This window comes from Aurantiacibacter gangjinensis, assembly GCF_001886695.1.
In the GTDB taxonomy this organism is placed as follows: domain Bacteria; phylum Pseudomonadota; class Alphaproteobacteria; order Sphingomonadales; family Sphingomonadaceae; genus Alteraurantiacibacter; species Alteraurantiacibacter gangjinensis.
In genome coordinates this window covers 1,875,291-1,887,987 of the sequence record NZ_CP018097.1, presented here as the reverse complement: position 1 = coordinate 1,887,987, position 12,697 = coordinate 1,875,291, and the positions used below count along the sequence as shown (strand labels likewise).

The 12,697-nt window shown below is 61.7% G+C and carries 13 protein-coding genes and 1 pseudogene; 9 read left to right on the top strand and 5 right to left on the bottom strand.

Features of this window, described 5'->3' with window-relative positions:
* Nucleotides 1-65 precede the first annotated feature (65 nt).
* Both ribB and ribH read left to right on the top strand, forming a co-directional pair.
* Nucleotides 66-1,316 (top strand): 3,4-dihydroxy-2-butanone-4-phosphate synthase, encoded by a 1,251-nt coding sequence (gene ribB, locus BMF35_RS09275; protein ID WP_047005692.1) that lies wholly within the window; start codon nt 66-68, stop codon nt 1,314-1,316.
* A gap of 7 nt (nt 1,317-1,323) precedes the next feature.
* The gene (gene ribH, locus BMF35_RS09270) at nt 1,324-1,743 is read left to right on the top strand and encodes a 6,7-dimethyl-8-ribityllumazine synthase (RefSeq protein ID WP_047005691.1); all 420 of its coding nucleotides are present in this window, start codon (nt 1,324-1,326) and stop codon (nt 1,741-1,743) included.
* A gap of 187 nt (nt 1,744-1,930) precedes the next feature.
* Here ribH and eno read toward each other — a convergent pair whose 3' ends face one another.
* Nucleotides 1,931-3,214 (bottom strand): phosphopyruvate hydratase, encoded by a 1,284-nt coding sequence (gene eno, locus BMF35_RS09265; protein ID WP_047005690.1) that lies wholly within the window; start codon nt 3,212-3,214, stop codon nt 1,931-1,933.
* A 151-nt stretch (nt 3,215-3,365) separates the two neighbouring features.
* Here eno and BMF35_RS09260 point away from each other — a divergent pair, with 151 nt between their 5' ends.
* The 5 genes from BMF35_RS09260 to BMF35_RS09240 all read left to right on the top strand — a co-directional run bounded on the left by BMF35_RS09260 (nt 3,366) and on the right by BMF35_RS09240 (nt 5,650).
* Complete coding sequence (locus tag BMF35_RS09260) at nt 3,366-3,917, top strand: hypothetical protein (RefSeq protein ID WP_236781510.1); 552 nt, start codon at nt 3,366-3,368, stop codon at nt 3,915-3,917.
* Nucleotides 3,918-3,923: 6 nt separating this feature from the next.
* Nucleotides 3,924-4,394: a phage holin family protein gene (locus tag BMF35_RS09255; protein ID WP_082115584.1), complete on the top strand. Its 471-nt coding sequence runs from the start codon at nt 3,924-3,926 to the stop codon at nt 4,392-4,394.
* On the top strand, nt 4,387-4,755 hold the full coding sequence (locus tag BMF35_RS09250) for a hypothetical protein (protein ID WP_047005689.1): 369 nt from the start codon (nt 4,387-4,389) through the stop codon (nt 4,753-4,755). The genes BMF35_RS09255 and BMF35_RS09250 overlap by 8 nt, the downstream gene beginning before the upstream one ends.
* A 22-nt stretch (nt 4,756-4,777) precedes the next feature.
* The gene (locus BMF35_RS09245; protein ID WP_047005688.1) at nt 4,778-5,314 is read left to right on the top strand and encodes a hypothetical protein; all 537 of its coding nucleotides are present in this window, start codon (nt 4,778-4,780) and stop codon (nt 5,312-5,314) included.
* Between the two features lie 96 nt (nt 5,315-5,410).
* A complete protein-coding gene (locus BMF35_RS09240; RefSeq protein WP_047005687.1) occupies nt 5,411-5,650 on the top strand; it encodes a DUF4170 domain-containing protein in 240 nt (79 codons plus the stop codon).
* Nucleotides 5,651-5,720: 70 nt separating this feature from the next.
* Here BMF35_RS09240 and greA read toward each other — a convergent pair whose 3' ends face one another.
* From greA to carA, 4 genes and pseudogenes are all read right to left on the bottom strand, one after another.
* Nucleotides 5,721-6,188: a transcription elongation factor GreA gene (gene greA / locus BMF35_RS09235; protein WP_047005686.1), complete on the bottom strand. Its 468-nt coding sequence runs from the start codon at nt 6,186-6,188 to the stop codon at nt 5,721-5,723.
* 104 nt (nt 6,189-6,292) lie between these two features.
* Complete coding sequence (gene carB, locus BMF35_RS09230) at nt 6,293-9,616, bottom strand: carbamoyl-phosphate synthase large subunit (RefSeq protein WP_047005685.1); 3,324 nt, start codon at nt 9,614-9,616, stop codon at nt 6,293-6,295.
* 331 nt (nt 9,617-9,947) lie between these two features.
* Nucleotides 9,948-10,106 (bottom strand): annotated as a pseudogene (locus BMF35_RS13880) (YegP family protein); the annotation flags it as partial.
* Nucleotides 10,103-11,281 carry a glutamine-hydrolyzing carbamoyl-phosphate synthase small subunit gene (gene carA / locus BMF35_RS09220; RefSeq protein WP_047005683.1) on the bottom strand — a complete coding sequence of 393 codons (1,179 nt, stop codon included), beginning with the start codon at nt 11,279-11,281 and terminating at the stop codon, nt 10,103-10,105. The pseudogene BMF35_RS13880 and the gene carA, both read right to left, overlap by 4 nt.
* A 150-nt stretch (nt 11,282-11,431) precedes the next feature.
* On the opposite strand from carA, the gene BMF35_RS09215 reads away from it, so the two are divergent.
* Nucleotides 11,432-11,884, top strand: a complete 453-nt coding sequence (locus tag BMF35_RS09215; RefSeq protein ID WP_047005682.1) for a GatB/YqeY domain-containing protein — start codon at nt 11,432-11,434, stop codon at nt 11,882-11,884.
* Nucleotides 11,881-12,597, top strand: a complete 717-nt coding sequence (locus BMF35_RS09210; protein ID WP_236781509.1) for a hypothetical protein — start codon at nt 11,881-11,883, stop codon at nt 12,595-12,597. Before BMF35_RS09215 ends, BMF35_RS09210 begins: the two co-directional genes overlap by 4 nt.
* The last annotated feature ends 100 nt before the right edge of the window (nt 12,598-12,697 follow it).

Here is a 12,697-nt window from a genome sequence, read left to right as displayed (position 1 = left end):
ACTCGGCGCGCAATGTGATCGCTGCGCCTTGCAATCACATTTCAATGTGATTAGGCGCAGGAGCCATGGAAGACGCTATCATTGCCAAAGTTCGCGACATTATTTCCAGCGGAAAGATGACACGGGCCGGTCTTGCCCGTGCGGCGGGATTGCACGCCAACACCTTGCGCGATTGCGGCGAGGACGGGTGGAACCCGACAACCGAGACGCTCGGCAAGCTAGACCGCTTCCTCACCGACAACGATGATACGCCCGTGCTGGTCGGCATTGAGGAGATCATCGAGGAAGCGCGCAACGGCCGGATGTACATCCTCGTCGATGATGAAGATCGCGAGAATGAAGGCGACCTCATCATCCCGGCCCAGATGGCGACGCCCGCCGCCATCAATTTTATGGCAATGCACGGCCGCGGGCTGATCTGCCTGTCGCTCGACAAGGCGCGGGTGGAGCAACTCGGCCTGGAGCCGATGAGCCGCAACAATCGCGAGAGCATGCAGACGGCCTTCACCATCTCCATCGAGGCGCGAGAAGGTGTAACCACCGGCATTTCCGCCGCCGACCGGGCGCGCACCGTTTCGGTCGCCATCGATTCCAGCAAGGGCCCGCAGGATATCGTCACGCCTGGCCATGTATTCCCGCTCACCGCGCGTGACGGCGGCGTGCTGGTGCGCGCCGGCCATACCGAAGCTGCGGTCGACATTTCACGCCTGGCGGGCCTCAATCCCAGCGGCGTGATCTGCGAGATCATGAACGAAGACGGCTCGATGGCGCGGCTGGACGACCTGATGGTCTTCGCCCGCAAGCATGGCCTGAAGATCGGGACGATCCGCGACCTTATCGCCTACCGCATGCGCAACGACCATTTAGTGGAACGGATCGACGAGCGCGCGTTCGAATCCGATTATGGCGGCCAGTGGCGGCTCATTACATATCGCAACACCGTGTCTGGCAACGAAGCCTACGTCCTGCAAAAAGGCCGCGTTACGGAGGGCGAGCCCACCCTCGCCCGCGTCCACCCTATCTCCGTTTTCGACGATCTTCTCGGCCAGCCCGGCCCGCGCAAGCGCACCTTACAGCGCGCCATGCAGGTCATGGGAGAGCATGGCTCCGGCGTCATCGTCATCCTCACAGGCCGCGTTGGCACCAGCGCCAACTGGACCAAGGAGGACGAGCTTCGCAATGTCGGCATCGGCTCACAAATCCTTGCCGATCTGGGCGTGCATGACATGATCCTGCTGACCAATTCGCAGCCCAACGTCGTCGCCATCGAGGGCTACGGCCTCAACATCGTCGGCCATCAGGCCATTCCGGAGTAACCGAACCATGGCAAAGTTCCTGATCGTCGAAGCACGTTTTTACAGCCATCTCAACGACATGTTGATCGAGGGCGCGCGCGCCGCTCTTCAGGCTGCGGGTCACGAGGTCGAGGTCGTCACGGTGCCCGGCGCGCTGGAAGTGCCCGGCGCCATCGCTCTGGCGGCGGAGAGTGGGCAGTATGACGGCTTCGTCGCCATCGGCGTGGTCATCCGAGGAGAAACCTACCACTTCGAAATCGTGGCAGGCGAAAGCGCGCGGGCGATCATGGCGTTGACGATGGACGGCATCGCCATTGGCAACGGGATCATCACGACGGAGAACGAGGATCAGGCTATCGCGCGCGCCGATCCCAAGCGGAAGAACAAGGGCGGCGAAGCGGCGCAAGCGGCCATTCGCTTGCTGGAATTGCGCGAGAAATTCGCCTGACGGGCGCGGGGGCAGCAAGGGTCAGGAAAGGCACAGCGAGGGACAGGCTCGGACTTGCCGGTGCCTGTCCGCTGCTTTCTGCGGCCCTAATCGGCATCCTGTCTGGGCCGCTTTCCAAAAGCAGCGCAATCACATTGCATCACATTTAAATGTTGCCGTGTTGGAAAGCGCGAGCCCTCCACCCGGTTCACCCCAGCCTGCCAAAACAGGCGCGCCCGGCATACACCGCGCTATCGCCAAGCTCTTCTTCTATGCGGATAAGCTGGTTGTATTTCGCCAGACGGTCCGACCGGGCGAGCGAGCCGGTCTTGATCTGACCGCAATTCGTGGCAACGGCTAGGTCGGCAATCGTCGCATCCTCCGTCTCGCCGGAGCGGTGGCTCATCACCGATGTGTAGCCCGCGCGGTGGGCAATATCGACCGCCTGCAAGGTCTCGGTCAGCGTGCCGATCTGGTTGACCTTCACAAGCAGCGAATTGGCGAGGCCCTTGTCGATCCCCATGCGCAGCCGCTCTGGATTGGTGACGAAGAGGTCATCCCCCACCAGCTGCACGCGGTCGCCCACCATGTCGGTCAGCGCTTTCCAGCCTTCGAAATCGTCTTCGTCCATCCCGTCTTCGATGGAGAGGATCGGATAATCGTCGCACAGCTTGGCAAGATAGGCAGCCATCTCGTCGGGAGAGAGCGAGGCGTTCTCGCCCGAAATCTCGTATTTGCCGTCGCGGAAGAACTCGGTAGCCGCGCAGTCCAGCGCCAGCACCACATCGTCGCCCGGCGTGAAACCGGCCTTCTCGATGCTCGCCATGATGAAGTCGAGCGCATCGCGCGTGCTGGCAAGATTGGGCGCGAAGCCGCCCTCGTCGCCTACCGAAGTGGCCAAGCCCTTCTCGGACAGGCCTTTTTTCAGCGCATGGAAAATCTGGCTGCCCCAGCGCACCGCTTCGGCAATGCTGTCCGCGCCGACGGGCATCACCATGAATTCCTGGATGTCGATCGGATTGTCGGCATGTTCGCCGCCATTCACGATATTCATCATCGGCGTCGGCAAGGTATGCGCCGCAACCCCGCCGATATAGGAATAGAGCGGCAGGCCGCGCGCATTGGCTGCGGCCTTTGCCACGGCCATGCTGACGCCCAAGATCGCATTTGCGCCGAGCGTGCCTTTATTGCCCGTGCCATCCAGCGCAATCATGGCCAGGTCGATATCGCGCTGGTCCTCCGCATCGAGGCCCAGCAGCGCGTCCGAAATCGCGCCATTCACTGCGTCGACGGCCTTGCGGACACCCTTGCCGCCATAGCGATCCGCATCGCCATCGCGCAGCTCCACAGCCTCATGCTTGCCGGTCGATGCGCCCGAGGGAACGGCGGCGCGGCCGAAGCTGCCATCCTCCAGCAACACATCGACCTCGACCGTGGGATTGCCACGCGAATCGAGGATCTCGCGGCCGTGGATGTCGATGATGGCTGTCATGGAAAATGCGCTCCTGTCCGGGTGTGTCGCGCATCCCTAAACATCGGAACTTTGCACTGCAACATACGTTGGTCGCTTGAATGGCAGTGTTCTGCCACCACAATACACTTATTAGAGGGACGCAATGCACACTCAGGAAGGAACCGACACCATGGCCGCCAAGAAGCCCGTGAAACCGAAGAAAACCGTTGCCGAAACCGCATCTGCTACCGAGCAGACGCCGGTCACGCCGGTCGTGGAGCCCGAGGTGGAGAACGCCAACACCTCCGAAGCAAAGTCGCGCTTCAATGCCGCGCTGGACGAAGCCAAGGCAGGTGCTGCCGCTCTGGGTGACGAAGCCAAGCTGCGTGCCAGCAAGGCGCGCGATGATGCCCGTGCTCGCGGCGAAACTTACGCAACCGACGCGAAGACGAAAGCCGGTGAACTGGCCGTCGAAGGCAAGCACAAGGCGAGCGAAGCGCTCTCCGGCCTGAGCCGCGTGATCGACGAAAATGCCGCTTCCATCGACGAGAAGCTCGGCCCGAAATACGGCGAATATGCCCGCTCGGCCTCGCGGTCGCTGCAGGACAATGCGCGCAAGCTGGACGAGAAGAGCCTCGATGAGCTGGCCGACGATTCGCGTGAAGCGATCCGCAAGAGCCCGGCGACAGCAGTCGGTCTTGCCGCGCTGGTCGGTTTCTTCTTCGCCCGTCTTTTCCGCTAAGCCCCGGTGTCCGCTACGGACGTAGACACGCCTGTCCGGCCCGGTCCGCAAGCTGCGGACCCGGCGGCTGGCCCGCTGGAAACCCCGCATGATCCCGCTGCCCCTTTGGCGGAGGAACATGCGGGGTCTCGCTCGCTTTTGGACGATATCGAGGCGCTCTATGACGATGCGCGCCTCTATCTCGATGCGGAGCTATCCTACCAGAAGACCCGCGCCGGTTTCGTTGCCGACAGGGTCAAGAAAACCATCGCTTTCGCCGTTGTCGCTGCTTTCATTGCAGTGCTGGCAACCATCGGCCTGACCGTCGGCCTGATTATCGCCCTGACGCCGCTTATCACGGCCTGGGGCGCAACAGCTGTGGTCGTGCTCGGATTGTTGCTCATCGCCTACCTTCTCGTTCGCAAGGCCGGCAAGACCTGGAACGGCATGATGGCAGCCATGAATAGCGAGGAAGAGGAGATGCCCGACGATGGCTGACCTCGAACGCCAATTGCGGCATGATCGCACGCTGCGCAATGCCGCCAAGCGCCTGGTGAAATTCGATATTGCCTGCGTGAAAGGCGATGTCTCGGATCGCGGCGTCGGCGGCCGTGCGCTCGACCGCGCAAAAGATGGCGCCGCTGGCATTGCCGAAAGCACTGCCGAGTACGCCGATACTCACCGCACGCAGGTCGGTATCGGTATCGCGCTCGCGATGATCGCGGCTGTTGCCTACCTGTTTCGTGATCGCCTTGCCGACATGATCTTTGGACTATTCGAAAAGGACGAGGAGCCGTTGGAGCGAGCCGCCAAAGCGGCGGAACAGTTTGCCGACGATGTCCGTTCCTATTTCGACTGAACACTTTTTTGGAGCCCCTCCCATGACCGACGCCCCCACCAATACCGACGATACTTTCGACAGCATTGCCGCCAATGAAGATGCGGAAGAGATCGCCCCTGCTGCACCCGGCGGCATGACGGTCGCCCCGCCCGCGCAGGAACCGAGCACGACCGAGCAGGCCAAGCAGAAAGTTTCCGAAGCGACCGATGCTTTCACGACTTTCGTCAAGGAGCGTCCGCTGACAGCTGCCGCAGGCGGTATCGTGCTGGGCATCCTGATTGCCGGCATGTTCAAGGGCCCGCGCCGTGCCGCGGCACGTGGCGGTGCCAAAGCCGTTGGCCTCGCCGCCATCGGTGCGGAGATCGCCTCCTCCTTCGCCAGCGAATTGCTGGACGATGCCAAGGATATCGGCCGTGCCACGGCACACCGCGCCGAAGATGCTGCCGATTACGCAGGCGATCGCGCCCGCTCCATGCGCCGCAGCGCCAACTACACTGCCGGCCGCACAGGTGATGCCGCGCGCATTGCCAGTCGCGAAACCGGAAAGCGCATCGCGCGCGCCCTCGGCCGCCGCTAAGCTTTACTGAAGCATTCGATCCCCTTGCGCTTGCGGCCCCAGGCCGTATTGCGCGAGGGGATTTTTGCATCCGCCACCCGAGAAAGGCCCGGCCCCATGTCCGATACAGGTAATGAGCAGCTTCTTCACCTCGTCATCGGTGGCCGCGTCACCGATCCGCGCGGTGTAGAGTTCACCGATCTCAAGGATATCCACACGGTGGGCTATTTCGCCGATTATGCCAGCGCAGAAGAAGCCTGGCGCGGCTGGGCACAGCGCACGGTGGACGATGCCGAGATGAAATACGTCATCGTGCACCTGCATAAACTGCTGGAGCCCGAATTGCCGACAGGTTGAGCCTCGCGCGCTACAACAAACAAAAAGCCCCGCTTCTGCGGGGCTTTTCATGTCTGGAGCTGCGATTGCGTTAGATGAACTGGATGTCCTCGATCAGGTAGAACTTCTCGCCTGATGGCACAGTCACTTCCACTTCGTCGCCCTTGCTCTTGCCGATCAGGGCGCGGGCCAGCGGGCTTTCATAGGATATGCGGCCAACCTTGGCGTCGCTCTCCGCCTGGCCGACGATCTGGTATTTCAGAGGCTTGTCGTCCTCGTCCAGCACGGTGACGGTGGCGCCGAACACTACGCGGTCGCCCGACAGCGTCTTGGGATCGATAATCTGCGCGCGGCTGGTCTTGTCTTCCAGCTCGGCAATTTGCGCCTCGACCTGGCCCTGCCGTTCTTTCGCAGCGTGATATTCCGCATTTTCCGACAGGTCGCCATGGGCGCGCGCTTCCTCGATCGCGTCGACGATCTTGGGCCGCTCCGCCCGCAATGCCTTGAGATCCGCGGTCAGCTTCTCATAGCCCTCCGCCAGCATCGGCACTTTCTGCATTGTCTTCCCTGACTTTCTTTTCCGCTTTCCCGTCAAAACGACCCTGCCCGCCTGCGACAGGCGGCCTATCGATCCGGAATGATGGGAGAACTTAATTCAACGTATCAGCCATAATAGTCCTGCAAAGACCGGACTTCAAGGTCGGCGACATCGACAGACACGATGGCCTGCGCCGCAGCGGCAGACGCAGCGGCGGTGGTGTAATAGGGCACCTTGCTGTCGAGCGCGCTGGCGCGGATGGACTGGCTGTCCTTGTGGCTCTGCCAGCCTTCGGTGGTGTTGAAAACCAGCGCGATCTCGCCATCGATGATCTTGTCGACGATATGGGGACGACCCTCGGCCACCTTGTTCACCCGCTCCACCGGCAAGCCCTGTTCCTTGAGGTAATCCGCCGTGCCGCCGGTGGCGACGATGGTGAAACCATGCTCCACCAGTTGCCGCACGGGCTCGACGATTTGCGGCTTGTCGCTGTCTTTCACGGATACGAAAAGCGTGCCGCTCTCCGGCAGCATGGTGCCCTCGGCAATCTGGGACTTGATGTAAGCGGTGGGAAAATCCCTATCGATTCCCATGACTTCCCCGGTAGACTTCATTTCCGGTGTCAACACAGGGTCGCTGCCCGGGAAGCGGGCGAAGGGGAAGACGGCCTCCTTCACCGCGATGTAATCCATATCGCGCCGGATCTTCGGCAGGTCGGCCAGCATTTCGCCCGCCATGACGCGGCTGGCGAGCTTGGCAATCTGCGATCCGGTGGCCTTGGCGACGAAAGGCACGGTGCGGCTTGCGCGCGGATTCACCTCGATCAGGTACACCTCGCCATCCTTGATCGCGAATTGGATGTTCATAAGCCCGCGCACGCCTAATGCCATGGCGAGCGCTTCGGCCTGGCGTTCCATTTCCTGCACGATCTCGTCCGGCAGGCTGTAGGGTGGCAGGCTGCACGCGCTGTCGCCTGAATGGACGCCAGCCTCCTCGATATGCTGCATGACGCCTGCAATCACGACCTGCTCGCCGTCGCATAGCGCATCGACATCGCATTCGATGGCATCGCGCAGATACTGGTCGACCAATACGGGGCTATCGCCCGACACCTGCACCGCGGTGGCGATGTAATTGTCGAGCTGCGCGTCGCTGTCGACGATCTCCATCGCGCGGCCGCCCAGCACATAGCTGGGGCGCAGCAGCACCGGGTATCCGATGTAATGCGCGCGGGCGAGCGCCTCGTCACGGCTGTAGGCGATGCCGTTCTGCGGCTGCTTGAGGCCGAGCTTGTTCACCAGCTTGGCAAAGCGTTCGCGGTCTTCGGCAAGGTCGATGGCATCTGGGCTGGTGCCCAGGATCGGAATGCCTGCTTCCTCCAGCGCGCTGGCAAGCTTGAGCGGAGTCTGCCCGCCAAATTGCACGATCACGCCCTTGAGCGTGCCCTTGCTATGCTCGACGCGCAGGATTTCCAGCACGTCTTCCGCCGTCAGCGGCTCGAAATAAAGGCGGTCGGATGTGTCGTAATCGGTGCTGACCGTTTCCGGATTGCAGTTGACCATGATCGTCTCATAGCCCGCCTCGCTCAGCGCGAAGCAGGCGTGCACACAGCAATAATCGAACTCGATGCCCTGCCCGATCCGGTTCGGCCCGCCGCCGAGTATCACGATCTTCTCACGATCCGATGGCCAGGCCTCGTTCTCCGGCTCGCCGAAGCTGGGGGCTTCGTAGGTCGAATACATGTAGGGGGTGATCGCTTCGAACTCGGCGGCGCAGCTGTCGATACGCTTGAATACGGGCAGCACGCCCAGCTTCTGGCGCAATTCGCGCACTTCGCGCTCGCTCGTGGCGCCCGCCATGGCGCGCAAGGCATCGTGCAGCAGGCCGGACCGCTTGGCTTGCGTTTCGCCAAGGCCGCCTGCGACGCCCACTGAACGGACCGCAAGTGTCGCCAGACGCCTGTCGGAAAAGCCCATGGCCTTCAGGCGGCGCAAATCTTCCGCACGGTTGGGCAATCCTTCCGCGCCGATCATCTGCTCTTCGTAAATGATCTCCGCGATATGCCGCAAAAACCATTTGTCGTAATGGGTTATCGCGTGGGCTTCATCCACGGTGAAACCTTCACGGAAGGCCTGTGCCACTTTCAGCAGCCGGTCGGGCGTTGCCTGGCTGAGCGCGGCGGTGATCACCTCGCGGCTCACGCCTTCCAGCTCTGGCACACGGTTGAAGCCGTCCAGCCCCGTTTCTAGACCACGCAGCGCCTTTTGCAGCGATTCCTTGAAATTGCGCCCGATCGCCATGACCTCGCCCACCGATTTCATCGCGGTAGAGAGGTTGTCCTGCGCGCCTTTGAACTTCTCGAATGCGAAACGCGGGATCTTGGTGACCACGTAATCGATTGTCGGCTCGAACGACGCAGGCGTCGCGCCGGTAATCTCGTTGGTGATCTCGTCCAGCGTATAGCCCACGGCCAGCTTCGCCGCGACGCGGGCGATGGGGAAACCGGTGGCCTTAGATGCGAGCGCGGATGAACGCGAGACGCGCGGGTTCATCTCGATCACGATCAGGCGGCCATCCTTCGGATTGACTGCGAACTGTACATTGGAACCACCTGTTTCCACGCCGATTTCCCGCAGCACCTCGATGCTGGCGGTGCGCATGATCTGGTATTCCTTGTCGGTCAATGTCAGCGCCGGCGCGACCGTGATGGAATCGCCCGTATGCACGCCCATCGGATCGACATTCTCGATGGAGCAGATGATGATCGCATTGTCCTTGCGATCGCGCACCACCTCCATCTCGTATTCTTTCCAGCCGAGCAGCGATTCCTCGATCAGAACCTCTGTCGTGGGGCTGGCATCGAGGCCGGAGCGCACGATGCTCTCGAACTCGCTCTTATTGTAAGCCACGCCCCCGCCCGTGCCGCCAAGCGTGAAGCTGGGGCGAATGATGGCAGGCAGGCCGGTGCGCTCGAGCACGGCAAATGCCTCGTCCAGATTGTGCGCCACACCGCTGCGCGCGCTTTCCAGCCCGATCTTGTCCATCGCCGCGCGGAAACGCTGGCGGTTCTCCGCCTTGTCGATGGCATCGGCCTTGGCCCCGATCATCTCGACGCCGTGCTCTGCCAGCACGCCCATCTCTTCCAGCTTGAGCGCGCAGTTCAGCGCCGTCTGCCCGCCCATGGTTGGCAGCAGTGCGTCGGGCTTTTCCTTGGCAATGATCTTGGCGACGATTTCGGGCGTGATCGGCTCCACATAAGTGGCGTCGGCAAACTCCGGATCGGTCATGATCGTCGCGGGATTGGAATTGACGAGGATGACGCGGTAGCCATCCTCCCGCAGTGCCTTGATGGCCTGCGTGCCCGAATAATCGAACTCGCACGCCTGCCCGATGATAATCGGTCCGGCACCGATGACGAGGATGGAGGAGATGTCAGTGCGTTTGGGCATCGGTTTAAGCCAATCCGATTATAAATTGGAGGAGATTGAGAGCAGCGAGAAACGCGGTGACGGTCGGGTGATTTAAAAGGCCCACGACCTCGCGCCATGGAACATTTGGCGCTTCCAAAAGCACGATTGCCGCTTCGACCCGTTTGCAAGCGTCGGTGCGAGTTTCCATGTCTGCGTCTGACTGGATGATTGCTTGCAGTAGTGCGTCGGTCTTCTCTCGTATGACAACCGCCTTCTGACGGGTGATTGCCTTGCCCAAACCAGTCCAATCCGTGGAATCGATTGCGTGTTGGATCCGCTCGAGCTCAGGAGCGTCTCTGAATTGGCGCTGCGCACTTGGCCCGTTCTTTACGATGGACTCGATAGCATTCTTTGCGGAGGCTTCGTTGGTGTAGCCCTCCGTCGCAAAAATGATCTCATTATTGTATTTAAAGCGGGCACGAAATTCGCCCGCTTTGTCCTTAAAAATCTCGAAATGGTGACCCCTCACCGCAACATCCCCATGAACTTTTCGAACAGGTAAAAGCTGTCCTGCGGCCCCGGTGACGCCTCCGGGTGATACTGTACACCGAACGCCTTCTTGCCGCTGATCGCGATGCCGCAATTCGATCCGTCGAAAAGCGAGACATGCGTCTGTTCCACGCCGTCTGGCAGGGTGTCGGCATCTACCGCGAAACCATGGTTCATGCTGGTGATTTCGACGAGACCGGCGGTATCGCCCCACCCATCGCCCACGCGCTGCACGGGATGGTTCGCGCCGCGGTGGCCCTGATGCATCTTTGCCGTCTTTGCGCCAGCCGCCAACGCCAGCATCTGGTGGCCGAGGCAGATGCCGAAGAGCGGCACGTCGCGCTCCAGCAGCGCCTTGATCACCGGCACGGCATATTCGCCCGTCGCTGCGGGATCGCCGGGGCCGTTGGACAGGAACACGCCGGCAGGCTCCAGCGCCATGATATCCTCTAGCGAGGTTCTGGCCGGAACCACCGTGACCTTTGCGCCTGCGCGCACGAGGTTGCGAAAGATATTGTCTTTCGCGCCGTAATCTATGGCGACGACGTGCGGATCGTCGGCGCCGCTATCGGCGCCATAGCCATGGCCGAGTTGCCAATAGCTGCCTTGCCAGTCTTCGCGCTTTTCCCGGCTGACGCGCTGGGCGAGGTCCATGCCTTCCAGGCCCGGCCATTCCTGTGCGCGCTGCAGCAGCGCATCGAGATCGAAATTACCGCTGGGATCGTGAGCGATCACCGCATTGGGCGCGCCGCTTTCACGGATGCGGCGAGTCAGTGCGCGGGTATCGACGCCCGACAGGCCGATCTTTCCGTGGCTCGCCATCCACTCGGTAAAGTTGCCTTCGCTGCGGAAATTGCTCTGCTCGGTCACATCCTCGCGCACGATGCAGCCCACCGCGCTTTCGACAGCGCTCTCGACGTCCTCTGCATTGGTGCCGACATTGCCGATATGCGGGAATGTGAAGGTGACGATCTGCGCCGCGTAGCTGGGATCGGTCATCACTTCCTGATAGCCGGTCATGGATGTGTTGAAGCACACTTCCCCTACCGCGCTGCCGGTGGCGCCGAAGCCGCGACCCCATACAATCGTGCCGTCCGCAAGAACGAGAACGCCTGTGGCACCCTTGGGCGCAGACGATGAGGCGAGAAAGGCCATGGTGGCTCCCGTGAATCAGTTGGACCGGCGATGTGTGCTAAGTCCCAGCGGCTAGGCTGCCGGTGGGCACTCGTCAAGCACAAGGCTTGGCTTTGTCGCCCATCCCACTAAGTGAGACCGAAAGCTATCCACACGAAAGACGAATCTGCCATGCTCAGGGACCGTATCAAGACCGAAACCGTCACCGCGATGAAAGCGGGCGACAAGCCGCGCACCGCCACGCTGCGGCTGATCGCCGCCAAGGTGAAGGATCGCGATATCGAGCTGCGCACCAAGGATGTCCCCGAGGATGACGATGCGATGGTGATCGATGTGCTGCAGAAAATGGCCAAGCAGCGCCGCGAAAGCATCACCATGTATGAGGATGGCGGTCGCACGGAGCTGGCGGAGCAGGAGAAGAGCGAGCTGGTCGTGATCGAGGAATTCCTGCCGCAGCAGATGGGCGAGGCAGAGACGAAAGCCGCGATAGAGGCGATCAAGGCCGAAACCGGAGCCGACGGCATGAAGGATATGGGCCGCGTGATGGGCGAGCTGAAGAAGCGTCACGGCACGCAGCTCGACATGGGCCGCGCCAGTGGCTGGGTGAAGGAATCGCTCTCGTGAGGACTTTGCTGGCCCTTTCCGCCCTCACCGCCCTCGCCGCCTGCCAGTCCGAGCCCGAACCTGCGCCCGAGCCGGAACCTACCGCCACCAGCGAAGGCCCGCGCACGCTGGTCGCTGCCGGCTTCAACGATCAGGAGCTGGGCCCGAAAATCGAAGGGCCGCAGGGGCCGGAGGTGCTGGCGGACCTGATGTTCGAAGGGCGCTCGGTCGGTTCGATCGTCTCCTACGTCGCATGTCCCATTCTCGAAGAGGCGGACCTGACCGAGGGCGTCGAAACCGAAGATGGCGAGCTGGCCGATTTCTCGACCGTTTGCGAACCGGACATGATGCCCGAAGGCACGATCTACACCTATGTCCACCGCATCACGCCGGGCGAGGATATGGAGGGACAGCTTCTCTCCTTCCGCACCACGCGCGAGGCGAGCGGTTTTGCCAATATTATCGGTTTCGACCGGACGCAGGCCGAGGCTGCACTGGGCGAGGACTATGCCATCGGCGTGCAGCTGGACAATGGCGAGCTGGTCTGGCGGATCGAGGCGGGCAATGGCTGGGATGCGGGTGAAGAAATCACCCTGTTCTGGCAATCCACACTGCCGCCCGAAGGCCCTGTCGAGGCGTATGAAATCGAGACTGCCGAAGGCCGCGCCGATGTAACCGGCCCCTTCCCGCCCGAAGAAGAGCCGGAAGCGGAACAGGCCGCCACAAGCGACTGATTTCTCGCGAAGTCATTGCAACAACGGCCGAATTCCTAATTCGCCGTTTACCAACGTTCTGCCCTAAGGGCGGAACCAGCGCACTTGCCCGCAGGTTTTC

Excerpts from the sequence above, each read along its gene's own strand:
- ribB (WP_047005692.1), top strand. The coding sequence starts at position 66 with ATGGAAGACGCTATCATTGCCAAAGTTCGCGACATTATTTCCAGCGGA.
- ribH (WP_047005691.1), top strand. The coding sequence starts at position 1,324 with ATGGCAAAGTTCCTGATCGTCGAAGCACGTTTTTACAGCCATCTCAAC.
- eno (WP_047005690.1), bottom strand. The coding sequence starts at position 3,214 with ATGACAGCCATCATCGACATCCACGGCCGCGAGATCCTCGATTCGCGT.
- BMF35_RS09260 (WP_236781510.1), top strand. The coding sequence starts at position 3,366 with ATGGCCGCCAAGAAGCCCGTGAAACCGAAGAAAACCGTTGCCGAAACC.
- BMF35_RS09250 (WP_047005689.1), top strand. The coding sequence starts at position 4,387 with ATGGCTGACCTCGAACGCCAATTGCGGCATGATCGCACGCTGCGCAAT.
- BMF35_RS09245 (WP_047005688.1), top strand. The coding sequence starts at position 4,778 with ATGACCGACGCCCCCACCAATACCGACGATACTTTCGACAGCATTGCC.
- BMF35_RS09240 (WP_047005687.1), top strand. The coding sequence starts at position 5,411 with ATGTCCGATACAGGTAATGAGCAGCTTCTTCACCTCGTCATCGGTGGC.
- greA (WP_047005686.1), bottom strand. The coding sequence starts at position 6,188 with ATGCAGAAAGTGCCGATGCTGGCGGAGGGCTATGAGAAGCTGACCGCG.
- carB (WP_047005685.1), bottom strand. The coding sequence starts at position 9,616 with ATGCCCAAACGCACTGACATCTCCTCCATCCTCGTCATCGGTGCCGGA.
- carA (WP_047005683.1), bottom strand. The coding sequence starts at position 11,281 with ATGGCCTTTCTCGCCTCATCGTCTGCGCCCAAGGGTGCCACAGGCGTT.
- BMF35_RS09215 (WP_047005682.1), top strand. The coding sequence starts at position 11,432 with ATGCTCAGGGACCGTATCAAGACCGAAACCGTCACCGCGATGAAAGCG.